The organism is Streptomyces sp. NPDC051909 (assembly GCF_040681095.1).
GTDB lineage: Bacteria > Actinomycetota > Actinomycetes > Streptomycetales > Streptomycetaceae > Streptomyces.
The window spans coordinates 29,814-51,935 of the sequence record NZ_JBFAYA010000001.1 but is presented as its reverse complement, the minus strand read 5'-3'; the positions used below and the strand labels follow the sequence as shown (position 1 = coordinate 51,935).

The 22,122-nt window shown below is 71.0% G+C and carries 20 protein-coding genes and 1 pseudogene; 11 read left to right on the top strand and 10 right to left on the bottom strand.

The window, feature by feature from the left end:
* Positions 1 to 2: 2 nt before the first annotated feature.
* A complete protein-coding gene (locus AB0M18_RS00290; protein ID WP_365754219.1) occupies positions 3 to 197 on the bottom strand; it encodes a hypothetical protein in 195 nt (64 codons plus the stop codon).
* 282 nt (positions 198 to 479) lie between these two features.
* Between AB0M18_RS00290 and AB0M18_RS00285 the strand changes: the two genes are divergently transcribed.
* Entirely contained in the window at positions 480 to 2,558 is a 2,079-nt protein-coding gene (locus AB0M18_RS00285; protein ID WP_365754217.1) for a UvrD-helicase domain-containing protein, read from the top strand.
* A gap of 102 nt (positions 2,559 to 2,660) precedes the next feature.
* On the opposite strand, the gene AB0M18_RS00280 is transcribed toward AB0M18_RS00285, so the two are convergent.
* The 3 genes from AB0M18_RS00280 to AB0M18_RS00270 are packed head-to-tail and all read right to left on the bottom strand — an operon-like array spanning position 2,661 to position 4,765.
* Entirely contained in the window at positions 2,661 to 3,557 is an 897-nt protein-coding gene (locus AB0M18_RS00280) for an aminoglycoside phosphotransferase family protein (RefSeq protein WP_365754215.1), read from the bottom strand.
* Positions 3,554 to 4,132 (bottom strand): GNAT family N-acetyltransferase, encoded by a 579-nt coding sequence (locus AB0M18_RS00275; RefSeq protein WP_365754214.1) that lies wholly within the window; start codon positions 4,130 to 4,132, stop codon positions 3,554 to 3,556. The genes AB0M18_RS00280 and AB0M18_RS00275 overlap by 4 nt, the downstream gene beginning before the upstream one ends.
* 45 nt (positions 4,133 to 4,177) lie before the next feature.
* On the bottom strand, positions 4,178 to 4,765 hold the full coding sequence (locus AB0M18_RS00270) for a GNAT family N-acetyltransferase (protein WP_365755000.1): 588 nt from the start codon (positions 4,763 to 4,765) through the stop codon (positions 4,178 to 4,180).
* Positions 4,766 to 5,069: 304 nt separating this feature from the next.
* Between AB0M18_RS00270 and AB0M18_RS00265 the strand changes: the two genes are divergently transcribed.
* Complete coding sequence (locus AB0M18_RS00265; protein WP_365754212.1) at positions 5,070 to 5,723, top strand: DUF4232 domain-containing protein; 654 nt, start codon at positions 5,070 to 5,072, stop codon at positions 5,721 to 5,723.
* Positions 5,724 to 6,323: 600 nt separating this feature from the next.
* Positions 6,324 to 6,743 carry a hypothetical protein gene (locus AB0M18_RS00260; protein ID WP_365754210.1) on the top strand — a complete coding sequence of 140 codons (420 nt, stop codon included), beginning with the start codon at positions 6,324 to 6,326 and terminating at the stop codon, positions 6,741 to 6,743.
* Between the two features lie 114 nt (positions 6,744 to 6,857).
* Here AB0M18_RS00260 and AB0M18_RS00255 read toward each other — a convergent pair whose 3' ends face one another.
* Genes AB0M18_RS00255 through AB0M18_RS00245 form a run of 3 tightly spaced genes read right to left on the bottom strand, consistent with a single transcriptional unit; the run spans position 6,858 to position 10,674 of the window.
* Positions 6,858 to 7,994 (bottom strand): glycosyltransferase family 4 protein, encoded by a 1,137-nt coding sequence (locus tag AB0M18_RS00255; RefSeq protein WP_365754208.1) that lies wholly within the window; start codon positions 7,992 to 7,994, stop codon positions 6,858 to 6,860.
* Positions 7,991 to 9,364 (bottom strand): hypothetical protein, encoded by a 1,374-nt coding sequence (locus AB0M18_RS00250; RefSeq protein ID WP_365754206.1) that lies wholly within the window; start codon positions 9,362 to 9,364, stop codon positions 7,991 to 7,993. Before AB0M18_RS00250 ends, AB0M18_RS00255 begins: the two co-directional genes overlap by 4 nt.
* Before the next feature lie 53 nt (positions 9,365 to 9,417).
* Positions 9,418 to 10,674 carry a nucleotide sugar dehydrogenase gene (locus tag AB0M18_RS00245; protein ID WP_365754204.1) on the bottom strand — a complete coding sequence of 419 codons (1,257 nt, stop codon included), beginning with the start codon at positions 10,672 to 10,674 and terminating at the stop codon, positions 9,418 to 9,420.
* 66 nt (positions 10,675 to 10,740) lie between these two features.
* On the opposite strand from AB0M18_RS00245, the gene AB0M18_RS00240 reads away from it, so the two are divergent.
* A complete protein-coding gene (locus AB0M18_RS00240) occupies positions 10,741 to 11,514 on the top strand; it encodes a glycosyltransferase family 2 protein (protein WP_365754203.1) in 774 nt (257 codons plus the stop codon).
* A gap of 60 nt (positions 11,515 to 11,574) precedes the next feature.
* Here AB0M18_RS00240 and AB0M18_RS00235 read toward each other — a convergent pair whose 3' ends face one another.
* The gene (locus AB0M18_RS00235) at positions 11,575 to 12,852 is read right to left on the bottom strand and encodes a TauD/TfdA family dioxygenase (RefSeq protein ID WP_365754201.1); all 1,278 of its coding nucleotides are present in this window, start codon (positions 12,850 to 12,852) and stop codon (positions 11,575 to 11,577) included.
* Positions 12,853 to 12,963: 111 nt separating this feature from the next.
* On the opposite strand from AB0M18_RS00235, the gene AB0M18_RS00230 reads away from it, so the two are divergent.
* The 5 genes and pseudogenes from AB0M18_RS00230 to AB0M18_RS00210 all read left to right on the top strand — a co-directional run bounded on the left by AB0M18_RS00230 (position 12,964) and on the right by AB0M18_RS00210 (position 17,337).
* The gene (locus tag AB0M18_RS00230; protein WP_365754199.1) at positions 12,964 to 14,301 is read left to right on the top strand and encodes a tetratricopeptide repeat protein; all 1,338 of its coding nucleotides are present in this window, start codon (positions 12,964 to 12,966) and stop codon (positions 14,299 to 14,301) included.
* A 25-nt stretch (positions 14,302 to 14,326) separates the two neighbouring features.
* A pseudogene (locus AB0M18_RS00225) lies at positions 14,327 to 14,906 on the top strand (HD domain-containing protein).
* Between the two features lie 378 nt (positions 14,907 to 15,284).
* A complete protein-coding gene (locus AB0M18_RS00220; protein WP_365754198.1) occupies positions 15,285 to 15,995 on the top strand; it encodes a helix-turn-helix domain-containing protein in 711 nt (236 codons plus the stop codon).
* A gap of 54 nt (positions 15,996 to 16,049) precedes the next feature.
* Entirely contained in the window at positions 16,050 to 16,556 is a 507-nt protein-coding gene (locus AB0M18_RS00215) for a DinB family protein (protein ID WP_365754196.1), read from the top strand.
* A 22-nt stretch (positions 16,557 to 16,578) separates the two neighbouring features.
* Positions 16,579 to 17,337 (top strand): alpha/beta fold hydrolase, encoded by a 759-nt coding sequence (locus tag AB0M18_RS00210; protein WP_365754194.1) that lies wholly within the window; start codon positions 16,579 to 16,581, stop codon positions 17,335 to 17,337.
* Between the two features lie 80 nt (positions 17,338 to 17,417).
* On the opposite strand, the gene AB0M18_RS00205 is transcribed toward AB0M18_RS00210, so the two are convergent.
* Both AB0M18_RS00205 and AB0M18_RS00200 read right to left on the bottom strand, forming a co-directional pair.
* Positions 17,418 to 18,122: a copper homeostasis protein CutC gene (locus AB0M18_RS00205; protein WP_365754192.1), complete on the bottom strand. Its 705-nt coding sequence runs from the start codon at positions 18,120 to 18,122 to the stop codon at positions 17,418 to 17,420.
* 59 nt (positions 18,123 to 18,181) lie between these two features.
* Positions 18,182 to 19,168 (bottom strand): hypothetical protein, encoded by a 987-nt coding sequence (locus AB0M18_RS00200; protein WP_365754190.1) that lies wholly within the window; start codon positions 19,166 to 19,168, stop codon positions 18,182 to 18,184.
* A 183-nt stretch (positions 19,169 to 19,351) separates the two neighbouring features.
* Between AB0M18_RS00200 and AB0M18_RS00195 the strand changes: the two genes are divergently transcribed.
* A complete protein-coding gene (locus AB0M18_RS00195; protein ID WP_365754188.1) occupies positions 19,352 to 19,642 on the top strand; it encodes a cation transporter in 291 nt (96 codons plus the stop codon).
* A gap of 196 nt (positions 19,643 to 19,838) precedes the next feature.
* Positions 19,839 to 22,106, top strand: coding sequence for a heavy metal translocating P-type ATPase (locus AB0M18_RS00190; RefSeq protein ID WP_365754187.1), 2,268 nt, complete (start codon positions 19,839 to 19,841; stop codon positions 22,104 to 22,106).
* Positions 22,107 to 22,122: the final 16 nt, after the last annotated feature.

Here is a 22,122-nt window from a genome sequence, read left to right as displayed (position 1 = left end):
GCTCAGCCAGCCGTGCGATCGGCGGCCAGGCGTTCGGGGCGGGGGTCGCGTACGCCCGCCTCCTCGTCGCCGTACGAGCCGAGCAGGACGACGCCGACGGCGGCGGCGCCGACGGCCCGTATCGCACGTATCGCACGGAGGCCGAAGGCGAGGCGGTGGGGGATTCCGGTCACGGGGGTGAGGGTCGTCGTGGTCATGCATCCATCATCCGAAACGGACATTCCGAACACATCGGCCCAGGGGTCGAACCCATGTCCCCCGTGAGTCGGACCCCGCCCCCTACGGGTCCCCCAGGGGTCCCGTCGTACGCCCCCCCGGGCCAAAACCGTTCGCGCCCCGCACCGACCCGGCGTTACACTCGACGGCTTCCCCGCCTCCCGTGCACGACTCCGTCGCAACCGTACGTGGAGCGCCGCCGTCCGGTCGGAAACCGGCGGCCACCGTGATGTGTCCGCGCAGTACCCACCGGAGGCCTCAGCATGTCCGTCGACGTCGACGATCCGCTCGCGCGCGAGCGCGCCCACCTCTCCGCGTCCCGCGCCGCACTGCGCGCCATGCGCGAGGACGTCGAGTCGCTCGACATCAAGGACGTCACCGCGAACTGGGTCAACGCCGTCGTCCTGACGCGCCAGATCGAGGACCGCGTCAAGGCCCTCGCCGACCTCGCCGACACCCCGCTCTTCTTCGGCCGGCTCGACTACCTGCACACCACGCAGGAGGGCCAGCGCTTCTACATCGGGCGCCGGCACGTGCACGACGCGGACGGCGACCCGATGGTGATCGACTGGCGTGCGCCGGTCTCGCAGCCGTACTACCAGGCGTCGAAGAAGAACCCGCAGGACGTCGGACTGCGCCGGCGCTTCGGGTACACGGGCGGCGACCTCACCGCGTACGAGGACGAGCACCTCTCCGACCCGGCGGCTGAGACATTCTTCGGCTCCGCCGAGGGGTCACACACCAGCCGCCTCCTCCAGGCGGAGATCGAGCGGCCGCGCGTCGGCCCGATGCGCGACATCGTCGCGACCATCCAGCCCGAGCAGGACGAGATCGTCCGCTCCGACCTGTCCGGCACGGTCTGCGTGCAGGGCGGCCCCGGCACCGGAAAGACCGCCGTCGGTCTGCACCGTGTCGCCTACCTCCTCTACGCGCACCGGGAGCGGCTCGCCCGCACCGGCACCCTCGTCATCGGGCCGAACCGGTCCTTCCTCCACTACATCGAGCAGGTGCTCCCGGCGCTCGGCGAGCTGGAGGTGAAGCAGGCGACCGTGGACGACCTGGTCGCGCACGTGGAGGTGCGCGGTACGGACGAGGCGGCGACCGCAGTCGTCAAGGGCGACGCCCGGATGGCGGAGGTGCTGCGGCGGGCGGTCTGGTCGCACGTGTCGCTGCCGACGGAGCCGCTGATGGTGGTGCGCGGCTCGCGGCGCTGGCGCGTCCCGGCGTACGAACTGGAGGAGATCGTACGGGAGCTGACGGACCGTGACATTCGTTACGGGGCGGCCCGTGAGGCCCTGCCGCAGCGCATCGCGCACGCCGTGCTCGTACGGATGGAGCAGGCGGGCGAGGCGCCGGACGACCGGGTGCAGAACGCGGTCGCGCGCAACGCGGCGGTCAAGGCAGTGGTGAAGGAGTGCTGGCCGGCGGTCGACCCGGCGAAGCTCGTGCTGCGGCTGCTGAGCGACCCGGACTTCCTGGCGGAGCACGCCGCCGGTGTCCTGAGCGAGGACGAGCAGAAACTGCTGCTGTGGGCGAAGCACGCCCTGGGGTCCCCCATGCCGAAGGCCAGGGGAGTGAAGACGGCGAAGTGGTCGGCGGCGGACGCGGTCCTCGTCGACGAGACGACCGACCTGGTGGAGCGCACCCACTCGCTCGGGCATGTGGTGGTCGACGAGGCACAGGACCTGTCGCCGATGCAGTACCGGGCGATCGGCCGGCGGTGTACGACCGGCTCGGCGACGGTCCTCGGCGACCTGGCGCAGGGCACCACGCCGTGGGCGACGGAGAGCTGGGCGCAGGCGCTCGCACACCTCGGCAAGCCGGAGGCGGTGGTGGAGGAGCTGACGGCCGGTTTCCGTGTGCCGCGCGAGGTCATCGCGTACGCCTCGCGGCTGCTGCCGCACATGTCGCCGGGCCTGGCGCCGGTGGAGTCGGTGCGGGAGAACCCGGGTTCGCTGGAGATCCTGCGGTCGGCGCCGGAGGCGCTGGACGCGAGCGTGGTCGCAGCCTGCGTCGAGGCCCTGACGCACGAGGGCTCGATCGGCCTGATCGCCGCCGACGCGCGGATCGCGCCGCTGGCGGAGGCGCTGGACGCCGCCGGGATGGCGTACCTCTCCCCGGGTGAGGAGACGACGGCCGAGTCCCGGCTCACCCTGGTCCCGGCCTCGCTGGCGAAGGGTCTGGAGTACGACTACGTGGTCCTGGACGAGCCGTCGGCCGTGGTCGACGGCGAGCCGGACGAGCGGACCGGCCTGCGCCGCCTGTACGTGGCGCTGACGCGTGCGGTCTCGGGCCTGGCGGTGGTGCACGCGACGGACCTGCCGGAGCAGCTGGCTCCCTAGTCCGTCTCTTCCGGACCGTGGCCGGGTCCGCGACTCCCCCAGAGCTTCGCCTGGGTGGTGCCCCCAGCACGGCCCGTCCGTCCCTGATCCGAAAGAAACGGCCTAGTCCGTGAATTCGGGCAGGGCCTGGGTCCATGTCCGGTGGGCGACGGCGGCGAGGACCGGGTTACGGCCGCCGCCGTAGTAGTCCTCGGTCACGATGCCCCAGCACAGGGCCCAGCCGCGGCCGCGCGCCCAGGTCGCGTCGTCGACCTGGGCCGCCTCGCGGAAGAGGGGGCGGGCGTCGGGGGTGAAGAGGCTCCAGGCGGCCATGGTGTCGATGGCCGGGTCGCCGGTGCCGAGGCCACCGAAGTCGATGACGGCGCTGAGCCGGCCGTCGCGGGTGAGGAGGTTGCCGGGCAGCAGGTCGCCGTGCACCCAGACGGGCGGGCCGTCGTACGCGGGGAGCCGGAGCACCGACTCCCAGGCGGCGGTGGCGCGTCGGGCATCGAGGAGACCTCGATCCGCGAGTCCCCGGATCGCCCCGGGCATGTTGCCGTCCTCCCAGTCGGTGACCGGCCCGCCCCGGTACGACCTCGGCCCGCCGCTCGTGTCGGCGGCCCGCAGCGCGACCCCGAACCGCCCCAACTCCCGTGCGGCGTGCGCGAGATCGGTGACCGGCGCGGCGTACGCGTCCTGCCCGTCCAGCCACTCGCACACGGACCACACCTGCCCGTACCCCTCGCCCGGCACCCCGCACCCCACGGGCACCGGCACGTCGAGCGGAAGCCCGGGCGCGAGCCGCGGCAGCCACCGCTGCTCCTTCTCGGCGTCCCCCGCCGCCCACGTGGCCTTCGGCAGCCGCACGACATGCCCGTCCCCGAGCCGGAACATCGCGTTGTCGGTCCCGGCCGTCGCCATCTCCCGTACGGGCAGCCCGGCCCACTGCGGGAACTGGGCGGCGACGAGCCGGCGGACGAGATCGGCGTCGACGGCAGGCGCGGTATCCGTGGTGGTCATGCGCCGGAGGCTACGTCCCCGGGCCCTGCCCCGCCACGGGTTTCCGGGCGGATGCGATACAGAACGCAAGCCCGCAGCGGCCCCTCGGGCGCGCCCGGATCCTCGAAGTCGTCGGCCGGATCGCGGGTCATGCCGAGCCGCCGCATCACGGCCTGGGACCGGACGTTGCGCACGGTCGTCGACGCGACGATCTCCGGCAGCCCGAGCACGTCGAACCCGAACTCCAGACAGGCCCGCCCGGCCTCGGTGGCGTACCCGTACCCCCACGCCGCCCGCTTCAGCCGCCACCCGACATCGACCCCGCCGTACGGCAGCCCCTCCATCACCCGGTCCAGCCCGGCCCGCCCCAGGAACTCCCCGGTCTCCCGCGACTCCAGCGCCCACCACCCGTACCCACGCGCCGCGAACTCCTCCCGCATCCGCGCCACGGTGTCATCGCTCTCCGCCCGGCTCAGCAACTCCCCCAGATGCCTCCGGATCTCGGGATCGGCGTTCATCGCCGCCCACGGCGGCAGATCGCTCTCCCGCCACGGCCGCAACACCAACCGCCCGGTCCTCAGCTCAAGTCCAGCCATCTCCCCAGCGAACCGGACGCCCTCGCCCTCGTCGACCGGTTTTGCTCAGATGTCGCCCTGGACCCGCGCGTGCAGGTGCTGGTCATGCCATCCGTCCGCGTGCAGCAGCGCGCTGCGCATGGTGCCTTCGAGGGCGTACCCGGCCTTCTCCGCCACACGGCAGGACGCCGGGTTGGCGACCGAGTGACACAGGCGCAGGCGATGGAGACCGAGGTCGCTCAGAGCCCACTCGCTGACGCGCCTCGTGGCCTCGGCCACGACGCCGCCACCGCGAACCGAGGGAAGTATCCAGTAGACGATCTCGGCGCTCCCGCCGCCGAGGTCGATGTCGCCGCACCCGATCAGCCCCAGGGCCTTCCCACCCGGCCGCGCGATGGCCCAGATCGCGCTCACCTCGGCGTCCCAACGCTCGCGCATGCGTTCAATCCTCCGCCGCGCGTCTTCCGGTGTCTCCACGACCAGACGGTTCCACTGGCGAACCCCGGGATCCCGGCTCGCCGCCACCAGGACGTCGGCGTCGGACACACGCCAGGGACGCAGCTCCAGACCACACGGAAGGCCGAGAACCGGCTGATCCCTCCCGGCCATCCGCCCCGCAGGAACGACCGGTGGTATGCCCGAGCTGGAGATCATCTCGGCATCCTGCCACAGCCCCGGCCCGGCAAAGCCGGTCGCTCGACGCGGCGGCTTCACCCCGGTGAACCTGGATGGACCACGGCACTAGGGTCTGTCGTCTGAATCATCGTGCGGACCAGAGGAAGGGCGGGTGCCGCCGTGTCGAGGGACGGCAGTAGGACGTATGCGAGGCGTTAGCCAATCATGAGCGGTGGGCGGGATGCTTCAAGTGTCAGCAGGCCAAGCGGGGTAGCGGCTCGCCGCGCGTTCCGGGCCGCGACTGCACCTCTGTACTCGACCGCCATGTATTCGGGGAATCCACATGCGTACGACGCTCCACTCCCGCAAGCGCACCGCCACCATCGGCGCAGCACTCACCGCCGTCCTCGCCCTCGCCCTCACCGCCTGCAACGGCGACGACAACGCGTCGGGCAGCACGCAGGCCAGCCCCACCGCGTCGGCGGACAAGGCGGGCGGCACCGGCGGGGCGGGCAAGGCGGACCAGAGCGCCGGCGCCGGTACCGGCACCGGTGACACCAGCGAGGGCAAGGTCGACATGTGCCGCTCCGGCGTGCTCGACGCCACCGCCGCCAACAACACCACGGACGAGACGAACGGCGTCGTCACCGTCACCTTCAAGAACTTCGGCAGCGCCGACTGCCGCATCAGCGGCTTCCCGGGGGTCGATCTCAAGACGTCCCTGGGCGACACCTTCTCCGTGGACCGCAACGGCGAGCAGGCTGTACCGCAGATCCTCAAGGAAGGCGAGACCGCCGCCTTCAACATCACGTTCCCGGTCAACAACACCGGCGGCTCCGGCGTGCGGCTGACCGACATGGTGGTGACGCCCCCGAACGAGACCGAGCCCTTCACCCTGAGGTGGCCGGCGGGCACCCTCGCCGTCACCGACGGCGAGGGCGACGGGAAGATGGAGATCAGCCCGGTGAGCAAGGTCAGCGACTCACCGGCCGGCTGACCCCGCTCAGGAACTGCTGCGGGGCGCCACCATGATGTCGAACGCGTGCGCCCCACCCCTCCGCCACCCCGGAGAACAGCAGCAGTGATCCCCGGCTCGCCCACCAGCGCCTGCGCGAGATCGCCCCGCTGCTCCAGCCCGATCCGTACGCCCGCAAGATGCGCCGCCGCGCCGCGAATTCCCGCTCCTCGCGGCTCCCAGAGGGCGGCTGAATCGCCCCAGCTGTCACACGAGTTCACACGCGCACCAATCCGGTCACGGAATCGCGGACTTTTCTCGCTCACGGAGGGCGACCAGCGTTCCACGTCCACGCACCCCCGACAATGGAAACGGCCCCACTCACACCTGCCACGACCGAGTCCCCACCGACCGACCTACAAGGAATCTCCGCCGGGAGCGATACCCGGTCTCACCCACCACCGGCCCGCCATCCGCCTACGGCGGGGATGGCTACCCGGGCCGGTCCGCGCGGCCCCGCCCCCGGCCACACCAGAAGCAAACGCCGCACCTCACCCCGCCGTCGCGACCTCTGTCAGAGGCGGCGGTTAGCCTGCGCCGCAGCCGAAGGTCGGAGAACTCGGAGACCAGGGAGGTTCAGCTGTGGGTGGCAACGAATGGACGGCGACCGGTCCGTACCAGGAGGATCTGGCGGCGGCGTTCCGGCGGGCCCAAAGCCATGAGTTGGCGAAGGACGACCACGGCTTTCCGGGGCGGAACATCGTCGAACTGTGGGAGGACGAGGACTGGCGGGAGTACATCCTGACCGGCGGCACCTGCACGGTGCTCGACTTCTACGCGCTGATCGACGCCGACGCAGGCGACGAGTTCGCCATGATGCGCCCGTTGACCGAGACCGAGATCCGCAACTGGGCCCCCGACGGCCGGCCCACACGCGCCCAGTGGGACGCCGCGATACGTCAGCTGCTCGACCCGGTCGGCCGTGGAATCGGCCGGTGCACAGTGCTGTACCGGGACGGCCGACCAGCCGAGATCGCCTACTGGGGCTGCACCGCGGACTAGGGCGGCGCGGACGGTCACAGCGCCGCCTGGATGTTGTCGGCGGACGCCGTCCACTCCACCCCGTTCCCACCCCTGAGGTGCGCGATGCGCACCTCCCGTCCGTCGCCGTGCAGTTCACGCGTGACGGCGGTGAGCTCCCCCTCGGCCCGAGGTGACTCGGAGCGTGAGTTCGCACATCCGGCGGCCAGCGGTGGTGATGTCGTATCGGCGGGCGTTGTCGAGGGCCGCCGCGCTCAGAGCCGTGCGCCACTGGATATCCCGGCCCATCTCGTCTAGCACCGCGGCCAGCGAGGACGGGTCGCTAGGAGCGTAGGGGACGCCGGTGTTCCCGAGGATTTCCCTCGCGCCGGGGAGATCGGCGTAGGCAACGGGAAGGCCATGGGCCTGGGCCTCGATGAGGACGAGCCCGAATGCCTCCAGATCCTTGGTCGTGAAGACGAAGGCGTCGAAGTTCGGCAGGCGACGCCACAGTTCGGCACGGGGCAGAAACTGATCGAAGTGAACCCGGTCCCGCAATCCGAGTTCGATGGCCCGCTGCTCCAAGTGCTCCCGGAGAGTGCCGCTACCGAGCACGGTCAAGTGGTGCGGCTGACCGCTCAGGGCGAGGGCTTCGACTGCGGTGATCGTGGACTTGTTGTCGTCCAGACGACCGGCGTGCACGAGGGACAGTGGTCCGGGCCCTGGAGACGGTCGATCGCGTACCCGGGCATCGCTCAGACGGATACCCCATGGGATGACGGTGAGCCGATCGGTGAAACGGCGTCCGGTAAGTCGGTCGATACGGTCAGCGAGGGCGGCGGTCGGAGCGACGATCGCGGTGCTTGCGGCGGCGACTTCGTGCAGGGTGTCGCGCTCCTGCTCGTCGTGCTCGGCCGCCATCACGTCGGGGCCGTGGGCGACGGAGATGATCGGGATGCTGCCGGCGCTTCGGGTGAAGGCCAGGCTGAGGGCGAACCCGAGATACTGGGCGTGGATGGCATGGGGCCGGATCTTCTCGATGAGCGCACCGACCTCACGTGTCAGCTCGTCGACATAGGAGTCGAAGCCCGGACCTTGGGGTCGTTTGGTCGTGGAGAGGGTGATCAGGCGATCAAACGCGCCGCTCCATCCCTGGTCGACCGGTTCTCTGCCCAGGAAGGTCGTGTGGGTTCCGGACATGGCGCGGTACAGGTCGCCGGCGAGGAGCATGCTCCCGGACGAGGGTTCGGAGGTGCGGTTGATGCCCGTCAGGATGTTCAGGAGTGGAGTCATGCGGATACGCCGTTCTGGGGTGACCGCTGGAAGGAGATCGAGGCCGACTCGACTCGTGATTCGGCGGTGGAGTTGCGCGCTTCACGCCGGCGGGATGGCGCCCACCACGACGCCAGGTGCGGGGTGAGAACGGCCTCGATCTCCTCGCCTGGGTGCAGGTAGCCCTCGCTGTCTTGTCGCGCCGTCCATACTCGGACTGCTGACCGGGGGTAGGCGGGATTGATCCCGATCTCTCCCTTGGGGATGACTCCGTTGACCGGGGTGGGGATTCCTTCGTGGTTCCAGTAGTCCCATGCCTCAAGAGCCTTGGCCTTCTCGAACGAGTGGTACAGCTGGTGGTAGCGGGGCAGGCACCGGATCTCGCGGAAGATCATCTGGCCGATCAGTCCGGGCGCATCCCTCTGCAGCTCGCTGAGATCGGCGCCCTGGAAGGTGAAGGATGCCGTGTCCTGGGACGCGTGGAGCGCGGTGCGGGCGAACAGGTGGGACAGACGTCGCCGGACGTACTCGGCTGCTCCCGGAGCAAGAGCCGGCTCGATGCCTTCGATGAGCTGGATGAGCCTGTGGTGGCGCGGGTTGAAGCGGGCCAGGTCGAACAGCTGGTCCATGCCGTCCACGGCGGTGTGGGCGAGACGCTTGGGGAGCCAGTTGTTCAGCTCGCCCGCCTGGGCGTAGGCCTTGGTCTGCCGGGCGGTGGAGTGGAGCATCAGGTACTCGGACAGCACCTCGAAGTACAGGTAGCCGAGGAACGGCACGTGGGCGACGGCGCCGGACAGCTGATCGATGAACTCGGCTGCCGGAGTGACCCGGCCAGCGGCGTTGCGCAGCGCGACGTCGAGGAATCCGGCCGCGGCGCGCAGCCCGGCCGGCACGGCGCGGTCGAGCCGGTCGTTCTCGGCCGGGGTGAGGAAGCTCTGGTACCGCAGGTAGGTGCGCAGGTGGATGGGACCGAGGTGCAGGTAGTCGACGCCCTTGGGCCGGATCGGGGCATCCGGGGTGACCTCGAAGATCAGGGGCTTGGTGTCGCGCTTAGTCGTCATCAGGTACGCGCCGAGATTGTGGGGGCGCAGTCCCTCACGCTGCCTGGCGAGCGGCGAGCAGTACAAGGCCCCGACCAGGCAGCCGGTGGAGACGTGTAGCTGCCGGCTGGTGCGGATGGCGTCGATGTCCCTGGTGACGTGCAGCAGGTACATCGGCTGTCCGCTGACGAGCGCGGCTGTCATGGCGTTGTCCCGGATCAGCCACCCGTTAGGGGTAGAGCATTCCAGGTGGCGGCGCCAGTCGCTTTCGCTCTCGGCCAGCGAGGCAGGAGAGCGGCGGTGCGCGGGCATGGTGTGGTCCGTGTGGGCGTGTTCCCAGTCGGCGCGCAAGAGAGCTCCTTGGGAGGGGAAGGCCGGCAGCGCGGCAGCGTGATGGCGAGGAGCTAGAGGGTTTCTACGTTCGGCCCGGACAGGCGGTTTCGGCAGTCGAGCACGTATGGCGCGGCTTCCTGGATCATCGCGAGGTCGAATCGTGCGTGGTCCATGAGGAGCACTACGGCGTCGGCGGAGGCGATCTCCTCCACGGTCTCGTCCACCAGCGGCAGCGTCAGCTTGGCGCGGTCGCCGTCCGGGATGTTGGGGTCGGCGCCGCGGACCTTGGCGCCGAGGCTGATCAGAAGTTCGGCGACGCGTGTCGAGGGCGACTCGCGGAGGTCGGTGGCGTTGATCTTGTAGGTCAGGCCGAGCAGCAGGATCCGGGACCCGCTGACGGATATGCCGCGCTCGTCGAGGGCTGCGGCGAGACGCTGCACGACGTAATCGGGCATGCGGCGGTTCACGTCGGCAGCGAGTTCCACGAAACGGAAGGGGACGCCGAGCTCCTGCCGGACCTTCCAGGCGAGGAACCGCGGATCGATGGGCAGGCAGTGGCCGCCGACTCCCGGCCCCGGGGTGAACCGCATGAAGCCGAAGGGCTTGGTCGCGGCGGCGTCGATCGCCTCCCAGATGGGCACGCCGAGCGGCTTGGCCAGCGTCGCCAGCTCGTTGACCAGGGAGATGTTCACCAGCCGGAAGGTGTTCTCGATCAGCTTGGCCATCTCGGCGACCTTGGGCCCGGACACCGGAACCGTGGTCTGGAAGATGCCGTCATAGAACCCCTTGATCACATCGAGGGACGCGGCATCGATCCCAGACACCAGCTTCGGCGTCCCCTCGAACGAGAACCGCTTGTTCCCTGGCGCGATGCGCTCGGGACTGAAGCCGGCCAGGAAGTCCACCCCGGCCTTGAGAACCGAGGTCTCCTCCAGGATCGGCAGCAGCAGTTCCTCAGTGGTACCGGGGTAGGTCGTGGACTCCAGGACCACCGTCGCGCCGGGGCGAAGGTGCTCGCCGAGGGTCCGGGCGCAGGTCTCGATGTAGGTGAGGTCGGGCACGCCGTCCCGCAGCGGGGTCGGCACGGTGATCACCGCGATGTCGAAGCCGGCCAGCGCATCGGCGTCGTCGGTCGCGGAGTAGGCGCCGGTGTCCAGCACCGCGCGGAGCCGCGAGGAGGCCACGTCCTCCACGTACGACTGGCCGGCGGTGAGCAGCTTGATGCGCTCCGTGTCCACGTCGTAGCCGACAACACGATGCCCGACCTCGGCGGCGCGTACGGCCAGGGGAAGCCCCACATAGCCCTGACCTGCGACAACTATCTGCATGGCAGCTCCTACTCGATTGCGGTGCTTGAATGGACCGTCGTTCCTGGTCTGGCAAGGAGAAGTGCTGTGCCCCTGGTGTCTGTCGTGATGCCCGTGTACAACGCATCAGCCACCCTCGGTGCGGCCGTCCGATCGGTGCTCACACAGACCCACAGTGACCTGGAGCTGCTGGTCACCGACGACCAGTCCTCCGATGGCTCCATGGACCTGCTCCGCGAGTTCGCCGAGCAGGACGAGCGCGTCCTGCCTCAGTCGGCACCCGAACAGGGCGGTGCCGGTCGCGCCCGCAACCTCGCGATCGAGCGAGCCCGCGGGGACTACATTGCCTTTCTCGACAGCGACGACATGTGGCTTCCAGAGAAGACCGAGAAGCAGCTCGCCTTCGCCGCGGAGGCCGATGCGCCCTTGACGTTCACCTCGTACTTCAAGATGGACGCCGACTACGCCGGCGAGAGCACCGACTGGGTCCCGAACGGTCGGGTGATCCGAGCGCGGGAGCACGTGGACTACCGCGTGATGCTGCGCCGCGACTACATCGGCGCCTTGACCGCCATGTACGACCGCCGTGCCCTGGGCACGAGGCTGATGCCGGAGATGCGCAAGCGCCAGGACTACGCGCTGTGGCTCAGCATCCTGCGAGGCGGCGCCGAGGCCCGGGGCCTGGCTGCACCGCTCGCCGTGTACCGGGCCCACCAGGCGGCATCGCTGTCCTCCAACAAGCTGGGGCTCGTCCCGTACAACTGGGACCTCTACCGCCGACACGAGCACCTGTCGGTCCCACGGGCGACGCAGGCCCTGGCCGGGGCTGTGTGGCAGTCACTGCGCAACTCGCGCATTTAGGTCGGTGCGCGGGCTCGGGGACTCGGTGCCCGAGCGATTCCGGTGGTGACCGTCGGCCGGCTACGCGGTCGGGCCGTCGCTGGCCGACGCGCGCAGGAACAACTGGAGCAGCAGGCGGCGGCGATCGGGCTCGACCTGGTGTTGGCCCCCGGCGAGCGCCTCGCGGCCGTGCAGGAATCGGCGCTGGGCCACGATGAGGTAGTCCCCGGGCTTGAGCATGAAGGAGACCTGTCCCCGGACGAGCTCTTCAGCGAGTTCCCGGGCTGCTTCGGCGTGCGCCCGGCCAAGCTCGGACCTCTCCAGCATCTTGGCAGTGAACCGGACGAACCCGTCGCCCCCGCCCAGGACCGGGAACGGCTTGTACTCCTCGCCGACGCCGTGCAGGTCGAAGAAGGTCCCGTAGTGGTAGGCCGTCTCGGCCAGGAGGGAGCGGCTGTCCTCCGGCAGCCGAGCCACCGCCGCGTGAGCGTCGGAGAGAATGCTGTGGCCGCCTCCGAGCGGGTCGGGGCGAACACACAGGAGCGTCGTGTAGTCCGGGGGCAGGGTCGCGTTCACAAGGTCCATGTGGAACGCGTTGTACCCGATGCCGGAGGACTTGCCAGGGTCCTTGTCGATCTTGACCCCGATGTCCTTCCAGAGGGGCCATCGCGGGAAGGGCGAGAAGGGGACGGCCACTTCGGCTGCGAAGCCCGTCGCCAGCCGCAGGAATCGGTCGCCGATTCCCATGGCCTCGGCGATGTTGCCCAGGCGCAACACGGCGCATCCGCCGCCCTCCCCGGTCAGCGCATGGCGCAGCGTCGCTGCGGTCTCCTCGAACCGCGGGGTGGCCGTCAACTCGGTCCGGTACTCCTCCGTGGTGGACTTCGCCAGAAACGAGCCGTCCATCCTCCAAGCAGGGAGGGGAAGGTCGATCAGAGCGGCTTCGAGTTCGCTCGGGATGTCGATGAACAAGTCGGCTCTCCTGTCTGATGGTGCGGCCCAGGCAACGTGGGCGGTAAACGGCGCGGCCTGGATGTTGTCGGCGGAGGCCGTCCACTCGACGCCGTTCTCACCGCGGATGTGCGCGATGCGCACCTCCCGTCCGTCGCCGTGCAGTTCGCGCGTGACGGCGGTGAGCTCCCCCTCAGCCCCGCTGGCCGTGTCCCGTACCCGGGCGCCCACCAGCGGATGCCGCTCGTACCCGTCCGGCCCGACCGGATACGACCCCACCGCCTCGGCCCGCCGCATGAACCGCACCCACCCGGACGCGGCCCGCATGCGCAGGGCCCGGCTGGGGGCGCCGGGAGGCGAAGGGTCCGAAGCGGGAGACGTGCGGCGGGAATGTTCGGGGGTGGGCATGCGCTGCTCCTCTCGGCGGACGTGATGTTCAGTCAACCGACGGACACGGAACGTGAGTACCGTTGGAGCAGCACGGGATCGTGAATGCCGTGAAAGTTCAGGGGGCCAGCCATGACGGCACGCACACCGAACACCGCCTTAGCGGCGCTCTTCGAGGAGACCGGGTGGTCTCGGGGCCAGTTCATCCGCGCCATCGCTCGCGTGGGCACCGAGGTCGGCATCCCATTCGGATACGACGAGTCGGCCGTGCCGCACTGGCTCGCGGGCAGCGTGCCGAGGAAGGCCGTCCGGCCACTGATCCTGGAGGCCCTCGCGCGACGGCTCGGGCGGCCCGTCAGCGCGTACGCGGCGGGCTTCACGAAAACTCCCGACACGTCCGACGAGGCGCCGGATACCGTGGCAGGGCTGGTCGACCTCGGGAGCGCGGACATGGATCCATCGCGGAGGAGCGTGCTCGGCGCCGGGCTGTACTCTGCCGCGGCGGTCATTCCCGGGTGGCCGGACGTACGGGACCGGCTGGAGCGGGTGCAGAGCGATCCGCACACGCGGATCGGGCGGGCCGAGGTCGAGGCAATCATCGCCATGACCGAGCACATCAGCGATCTCGACGACAAGTTCGGCGGACGGATGGCGCGGCCGATGGCGGCGGCCTTCCTGGTGAACACCATCGTCCCCGCGCTCAGGGCCACGGCCTCGGACGACGTGAAGAACGCCCTGCGGTCGGCGGCGGCCGACCACTGCTATCTGACCGGCTACATGGCGATGGACGAGCGCCGGGACGGCCTGGCCCAGCGCTACTACACCAAGGCGCTCGAACTCGCGGGCGCGGCCGGCGACCACCTCACGTACTGCACCACCCTGCGGGGCATGAGCGTGCAGGCCGTCGACCTCGACCACGGGCAGCTCGCCCTCCGACTCGCCGACGCGGCTGCCGCCGCCTCGCCTCAGGCCGGGCCGCGGATGCTCGCGTTCCTCGCGGGCCAGCAGGCGCACGCCGCCGCGCAGACGGGAGACCGGGCGGGCGCCCTGCTCCGGATCAAGGAGGCGGAGGCGGCGATGGACAAGGCCGAGTCGAGGGCGAAGGCGTTCGGTTCGTACGATCCGTCGGCTCTCAACTACCACGTCGGTCAAGTCCGTTACGAGCTCGGCGACGTCGCCGGCGCCGTTGAGTCCCTCGAACTCGCCGATCGGTTGCGGGAGCCCGCCTACCGCCGCACCCGCGTGCGCTACGGCGCGATGCTCGCGGAACGGAAGCTGCGCGTCGGGCGTTTGGAAGAGGCCTGCGCCGACTGGAACCGCGTCCTGGACGAGTACCCGCACGTACAGTCCGGCCGATGCGACGACCGCATCCGCGTCATGCTGACCGCCCTCCGCCCGCACCTCGGCAACGCGCACGCACGCGAGGTCTACGAGCGGGGGCGGCCTATGCTGCGCGCAGGCGCTGTGTGATCAGACTGACACCGGAGGTCACCGCATGGCAGACGAGACCGCGTACGCCGAGGGCACGGCCGGGTTCCTCTTCGAGATGGGCGTGCTCAAGAACGCGAAGCGCACCGGGTGGTGGTTCACCGGGAACAACAATCCCGAGTCGATCGCCGAGCACTCGTTCCGCGTGGGGATCATCGGGGGCTGTGCTGGCCATGATGGAAGGGGTGGACCCGGCGAAGGTCGCTCTGATGTGTCTGTTCCACGACACGCAGGAGACGCGGATCGGCGACATCCCCCACATCGGCCGCCGCTACCTCGACGCCGCCGCCAACCAGACCGTCACCGCCGACCAGGTGTCCGCCGCTCATCCGGCGGTACGGGACGGGGTGCAGCGCGTGGTCGAGGAGTACGAGGCGAAGGAGTCGGCCGAGGCGGTCGTGGCCAGGGACGCGGACAAGCTGGAGTGCCTGGTGCAGGCCGTCGAGTACCGCGCGCAGGGGAACACGCTGGTCCAGGACTGGATCGACACGTCCCTGAACAGCCTGAAGACGGCGTCCGCGCGGGAACTCGCCGAGGCGGCGCTGACGATGTCCCCGCTGGAGTGGCGGCAGACCTTCCTGAGCTGAGCGCCCGGCCCCGGCCGGGGCGTGGTCGGCCACGTCGCGGGATTGCTCGACGCCCTGTAAAGGACGGCGGGAGAGAACCCTCCAAACCACCCCCTCCGTCCCCCAACCGGCCTGCTCACACGATCGGGTGACAGATTGTCCGGAACTCGGACAGGTGCGGTACGGTCGGCCGCAACAACGGCATATGCAACTCGGCCCCCGGCAGGACGGCAATCCTGACGAGGGCCTACCGATCAGGAAGTCGAGACCTTCCCAATGGCTGTTACGCAGTCTAACGCGGCCACGTCCGCGTCCCCCGCTCCGTTCGAGATCCCCGCCGACGCGCCACGCTCAGGAGTGATCCACGTACGGCACCGGCACCGCGAACGGTTCACGGTCGTGGGCAACGACCTCCTCCAGCATCCGAGGCTCTCAGGGCTCGCGATCGGTCTCGGGGCGCACATCCAGTCGCTGCCGGACGGTGCCGACGCGTCGGTGAAGCGGCTGACGCTGCGCTTCCGCGAGGGCGAGATCTCGATCCGGCGGGCGCTCAACGAGCTTGCGGAGGAGGGGTACTTGGAGCGGAGGCGGGTGGCGCTCGGAGGTGGGCGGTTCGCCACGCGGCTGGTCTGGTACGACAAGCCCGGCGCCGCCCCCGTACAGACCGAAGCGCCGCCACCCCCGCCGCCTCCGCCGCCGCCTTCGGCACCGTCGGCACCGCCCTCCGGGCCCGCCGCCGCGGTGCTCGCGCGGCTGCGGACGGTCGATTCCCGGCTGCTGCTGTCCTGCCGCGACGTGGAGCGGCTGGCGCCCGCCGTGGACGGATGGCTCGCGGCCGGGATCGACGGCGCGCAGATCACGCGGACGCTCACCGCGGCCCTGCCGCCCGCGCACGTACCCATTCACCACCCGGCCCGGTTCCTCGCCTACCGGCTGGCCGCCCAACTGCCGCCGCCGCTGCCCGCCGAAGCACCACCGGCGGCACCACCGGCGGCACCACCGACGCCATCGTCGACGCGCCCGCCCCTCGTGAGCTGTGACGGTTGCGAGCGGGCGATCAGAACCTACGAGGCCAATCCGCTGTGCGCGGAGTGCAGGTCTGCGGCCTGAGCCGCCGGTAAATCGCCTCGACACCGGGCGCGGTCATCGGGGACCCTTCGCCCGATGACCAGAATCGACGACATGCCGTCCGCGTGGGACGAGCGCACGCAGCTCACCACGTTTCTCGACTACGCCCGCGACACCGTCCGCGCCAAGTGCGAGGGCCTCTCCGAGGAGAACGCCCGCAAGGCGCTCCTGCCGGGGTCGCCGCTGATGACCATGAGCGGGTTGGTGAACCACCTCCGCTGGGTCGAGTACTACTGGTTCCAGGTGGTCTTCCTCGGCGAGGAGGACCAGGGGCCGTGGACGGCGGAGGACCCCGACCGGGAGATGCGGATCGCCGTGGACTTCCCGCTCGCGCAGCTCCTCGACGAGTACGCCGGACAGAGCGCCCGCTACCGCGAACTGGTCGCCGGGAGCGGCCTGGACGACAAGGCCGAGCGGGCCCGCCGCGACGGGATCCCTGTCGATCTGCGGTGGATCCTGCTCCACCTCACCGAGGAGACCGCCCGCCACAACGGCCATCTGGACATCCTGCGCGAGATGCTGGACGGCACGACCGGCGACTGAGAACCGCCGCTACGCTCGCCTCGTGAGCGAGATCGTGGTGGTGCGCCATGGCTCCGGGCCCGAGGTCCTGCTCGTGCACGGGGGTGCGGGCCCGCGGACGACGTGGGGCCCTCTCGCTCCGCTGGCCGATCGGTGGACACTGGCCCACGTCCATCGCCGTGGCTACCCGCCGAGCCCGCCACCGCGGGAGCGCCAGGACTTCGAGGTGGACGCCCTGGACCTGGCGCCGCTGCTCGTCGGCCGCCCGCACGTCGTCGCCCACTCCTACGGCGTCCTCGGGACGTTGACCGCGGCCGGTGCGGCGGCGGGCAGCGTGCGCTCGCTCACCCTGATCGAGCCGCCGCTCAACTACCTTGTCCCCGACGATCCCGAGGTGGCGCGGCTCGAACGCATCGGCGATGCGGTCCTCACCCACGGGATGGATGCGGACCCGATCGAGCTGCGCGAGTTCCTCGGTCTCGTGGGCGCGTCCATCGGCGACGGCCCGCTCCCCGAAGGCGTGGTCGCTGCCGTTCGGCGGGCGCGCGGTACTCGGCCGACCAGCGAGGCGCGCCCACGGCTCGATGCGATCCGGGACGCCGGCGTCCCGGTGCTCGTCGCGTCCGGAGACCACGCGGCCGCACACGAGCGGATCTGCGACGCTCTCGCGGGCGCGCTCGGTGGCGAGCGCACCGTGCATCCAGGCGCCGGTCACTTCGTCGCCGCGGCACCGGGCTTCGCCGAACGCCTTGAGACCTTCCTGCGTGAGAGCGTCACGCGACGAGCTTCCTCCAGCAGGTGAGTGCGGCGCCGAGGACGGCTTCCTGCTGCCCAGCCCCAGGTCGATGACCTGGGGCTGCTTCCGTCCGGGGTCCGTGTCGCCTACGCGTCCAGGGCCGCGCGCCACTCCCGTACCGCGTCCGCCGAGACCGGGGCCGTCCAGCCGCGGGGGCGGGCCGCGCCGCCGATGTGGAAGGCGTCGAGGCCGGCGGCGCGCAGCTCGGGGAGGTGGTCGAGGCGGAGGCCGCCGCCGACGAGGATCTGCGGCTCGTAGCCGGGGTCTCCGGAGCCGGAGCGGGCGGCCTCGGCCTTGAGGGTGGCGAGGCCGTCGTCGACGCCGGTGGCCGCGCCCGCCGTGAGGTACGTGTCGAGGCCGGGCAGGTCCGCGAGCTGCTTGCGCAGCGCGTCGCGGTCGGCGGCCCGGTCGACGGCCCGGTGGAAGGTCCAGCGGCAGCCGTCGATGACGGTGAGCAGCCGCTCGACCGCGACCAGGTCCGGTTCGCCGTCGGGGGTGAGGAAGCCGAGGACGAACTCGGTCGCGCCCGCCTCGCGGAGCTCGGCGGCCCGGCGTACGAGCGCGTCCACCTGCCCGGCGTCGCCCGCCTCGAACCCGTCCGTCAGTCTGAGCATCACGCGCAGCGGGATGTCCACCGCGGCGCGGATCGCCGCGAAGCCGGTCGTGGACGGGGTGAGCCCGTCCGCCGCCATGTCGGTGACCAGCTCGAGACGGTCCGCCCCACCGGCCTGGGCAGCGACCGCGTCCTCCTCGTCGAGGGCGATCACCTCCAGCACTGCACGGTTGCTCATCGAGTCCGTTCCTCCACCGCTCGCACGCCTACAGGTCTAGTCCAATGTTCGAGACCAGACTAGCCGTGGGAGTGGCCGCCCGCACCGTGTCCCGCCTCGGACGGCACCGACGGAACGGCACCCGCGCTCCCCGCCCGTACGGTGAAGGCCGCCGTACGGACCTTCCCCTCGTGCTGGAAGTCGAGGAAGAGGCGGTACGTGCCGGAGCTCGGCGCGGTCGCGGTGAAGGAGACGTCGGGGCCGGGGCCGCCCTCGTTCGGGTGGACGTGCAGGTAGGCGAGGTCGCCCTCGCGCAGCGCGACCAGGTGACCGTAGGCGCCGAGGTACGGCTCCAGGTCCGTCACCGGCCTGCCCGCCTTGGTGACGGTCAGCCGCAGCTCGCCCGCCCTGCCCGGGTCGAGGGTGCCGCCGAGGCGCACCTGGTAGCCGTCGACGTCGGCGGCCGGGGCCACCGGCGGCATGGGCTTCGGGGCGTACGCGCCGGGCACGGACAGGTCCACGCCGAGCGTGACCCCCTTCGCACCCGCCGCGGCGGGCTTGAAGTCGGCGAACGCCTTGTACGCGCCCGCCACCGGCAGGTCCGCGTCCACCGACCAGGTGCCGTCGGCGGCCTTCACCGGGTGCAGGTGGCGGAAGACGGTGAGGTCACGCGAGGCGACGATGAAGTGCAGTTCCTTGCCGTGCTCCGTGGTGAACGCGGTGACCTTCCTGCCGTTCGCGTCCTTGATGGAGAACTTCAGGGTGCTGCGGCCGGCGGCCGGGGTCGGCGTGTCGAGGGCGAGGGTGTAGCCGCCCTCGGAGACCTGGAGGCCGCCGGCGGCGGGCGCGTTCGCCGCGCCGGCCTCGTGACCCGCGTGGCCACCTCCCTGTTTCTTCGACGACTCCTGCGGCGCCGCCTCCGCGTGCCCGCTGTGCTCGGCATGCCCGCTGTGCTCGGCCTTCTTCGGCTCGTCGACCGGTCCGACGCCCTTGCCGACCCCGTACGCGGTCCCGAAGGTCGCGGCGAGCGCGGCGGCAAAGGCGGTGATCTTCACTCCGGTGTTCATGGCTGCTCTCCCGTATCTCCTGCACATGGGGTGGCTCCGATGCCCTTCAACGCACTTCACCATACCCCTGGGGGGTATCAAAGTCACGTCGATCCACACTTGCACGGGATACGGGAGGGGGGTATACATGGACTCACACCGATACCCCCCGAGGGTATCCGACATCGATCGACGGAGGACGACATGGGTTCCTGCTGCACCCCCGACAACAGCTGCCACACCAACGCCGCCGAGGCGACCACGGCCACCGCCGTCGCCGACGCCACCACCACGGTCTACGCCGTCACCGGCATGACCTGCGGCCACTGCAAGACCGCCATCACCACCTCCGTCAGCGCGCTCGACGGCGTCATCTCCGTGGATGTCGACGTGGCCGGCGGCCTGGTGACCGTCACCACCGGCGGCGCGCCCGACGACGCCGCCATCGCCGCGGCGGTCGACGACGCCGGCTACGAGCTGACCGGCCGCGCCTGACCGACCGGCTCGACCGGCGCCGACCGCGCCCACCGGCCGCCGGGGCTCGCCCACCACGCCCGGGCCCCGGCCCCCGAACCCGCGCCACGGCGTCACGGCGTCACGGCGTCACGGCGCGTGCCGCACGAAGGCGAGTGAACCGAAGGGCTCGAAGCGCCCGGAGGAGAACCGAGCCTCCAGAAAAGAGGAGCAGGAAATGACCACGACCACTCCGGGCACCGCCCAGGTCGAGCTCGCCATCGGCGGCATGACCTGCGCCTCGTGCGCGGCCCGGATCGAGAAGAAGCTCAACCGCATGGACGGGGTCGAGGCCACCGTCAACTACGCGACCGAGAAGGCGAAGGTCACGTTCGACGCCGACATCGCCGTCGCCGACCTCATCGCCACCGTCGAGGCCACCGGCTACACCGCCCAGGAGCCCGAGCCGCCGAGGGCCGAGACCCCCGGCGCCGCCGACGGCCCCACCGACGAGGAGAAGGCCGACGCCGAGCTGCGGCCGCTGAAGCAGCGCCTGATCACCGCCGTCGCCCTCGCCGTACCCGTCATCGCCATGGCGATGGTCCCCGCCCTGCAGATCGAGTACTGGCAGTGGCTGAGCCTCACGCTCGCCGCGCCGGTCGTCGTCTACGCCGCCTGGCCCTTCCACCGGGCCGCCTGGACCAACGCCAAGCACGGCGCCGCCACGATGGACACGCTGATCTCGGTCGGCACCATCGCCGCGTTCCTGTGGTCGCTGTGGGCGCTGTTCTTCGGCACCGCCGGCACCCCCGGCATGACGCACCCGTTCGAGTTCACCATCGCCCGCACCGACGGCGCCGGGAACATCTACCTGGAGGCCGCGGCCGGCGTCACCGCCTTCATCCTGGCCGGCCGCTACTTCGAGGCCCGCTCGAAGCGCAAGGCGGGCGCCGCGCTCAAGGCGCTGATGCAGCTGGGCGCGAAGGAAGTCACCGTCATCAAGGACGGCCGCGAGATCACCATGCCGACCGCCGAACTCCAGGTCGGGATGCGCTTCCTGGTCCGCCCCGGCGAGAAGATCGCCACCGACGGCATCGTCGTCGAGGGCTCCTCCGCCGTCGACGCCTCCATGCTCACCGGCGAGTCCGTGCCGGTCGAGGTCTCCGCCGGCGACGCCGTCACCGGCGCCACCCTGAACGCCGGCGGCCGCCTGGTCGTCGAGGCCACCCGCGTCGGCTCCGACACCCAGCTCGCCCGCATGGCCAAGCTCGTCGAGGACGCCCAGAACGGCAAGGCCGCCGCCCAGCGCCTCGCCGACAAGATCTCCGCCGTGTTCGTGCCGATCGTCATCGCGCTCTCGCTCGGCACCCTCGGCTTCTGGCTCGGCACCGGGCAGGGCCTCACCGCCGCCTTCACCGCCGCCGTCGCCGTGCTGATCATCGCCTGCCCCTGCGCCCTGGGCCTCGCCACCCCGACCGCCCTCATGGTCGGCACCGGCCGCGGCGCCCAGCTCGGCATCCTGATCAAGGGCCCCGAGGTCCTGGAGACCACCCGCAAGGTCGACACCATCGTCCTGGACAAGACCGGCACCGTCACCACCGGCCGGATGACCCTCATCAAGGTCCACACCGCCGCCGGTACGGACGAGACCGACGTGCTGCGTCTCGCCGGCGCCCTGGAGCACTCCTCCGAGCACCCGATCGCCCAGGCCGTCGCCACCGGCGCCGCCGCCAAGGTCGGCACCCTGCCGACCCCCGAGGACTTCGCCAACATCCCCGGGCTCGGCGTCCAGGGCGTCGTCGACGGCCACGCCGTACTCGTCGGCCGCGAGAAGCTGCTCCAGGAGTGGGCCATGGAGCTCACCCCCTCCCTCCGGGCCGCCAAGGAGGCCGCCGAGGCCGCCGGCAAGACCGCCATCGCGGTCGCCTGGGACGGCCAGGCCCGCGCTGTCCTGGAGGTCGCCGACGCCATCAAGGAGACCAGCGCCGAGGCCGTCAAGCGGCTCCGCGCGCTCGGCCTCACCCCGATCCTCCTCACCGGCGACAACAAGGCGGTCGCCGAGGCCGTCGCCGCCGAGGTGGGCATCGACGAGGTGATCGCCGAGGTCATGCCGCAGGACAAGGTCGACGTCGTCAAGAAGCTTCAGGGCGAGGGCCGTTCGGTCGCCATGGTCGGCGACGGCGTCAACGACGCCGCCGCGCTCGCCCAGGCCGACCTGGGCCTGGCGATGGGCACCGGTACGGACGCGGCCATCGAGGCCGGCGACCTGACCCTCGTACGGGGCGACCTGCGGGCCGCGGCCGACGCCATCCGGCTCTCCCGCAAGACCCTCGGCACCATCCGCTCGAACCTCTTCTGGGCCTTCGCCTACAACGTGGCCGCCCTGCCGCTCGCCGCGGCCGGACTGCTCAACCCGATGATCGCGGGCGCGGCCATGGCCTTCTCCTCGGTCTTCGTGGTGGGCAACAGCCTGCGCCTGCGCGGTTTCCAGGCCGCCGACAAGTGATGCGACGCTCTGACGG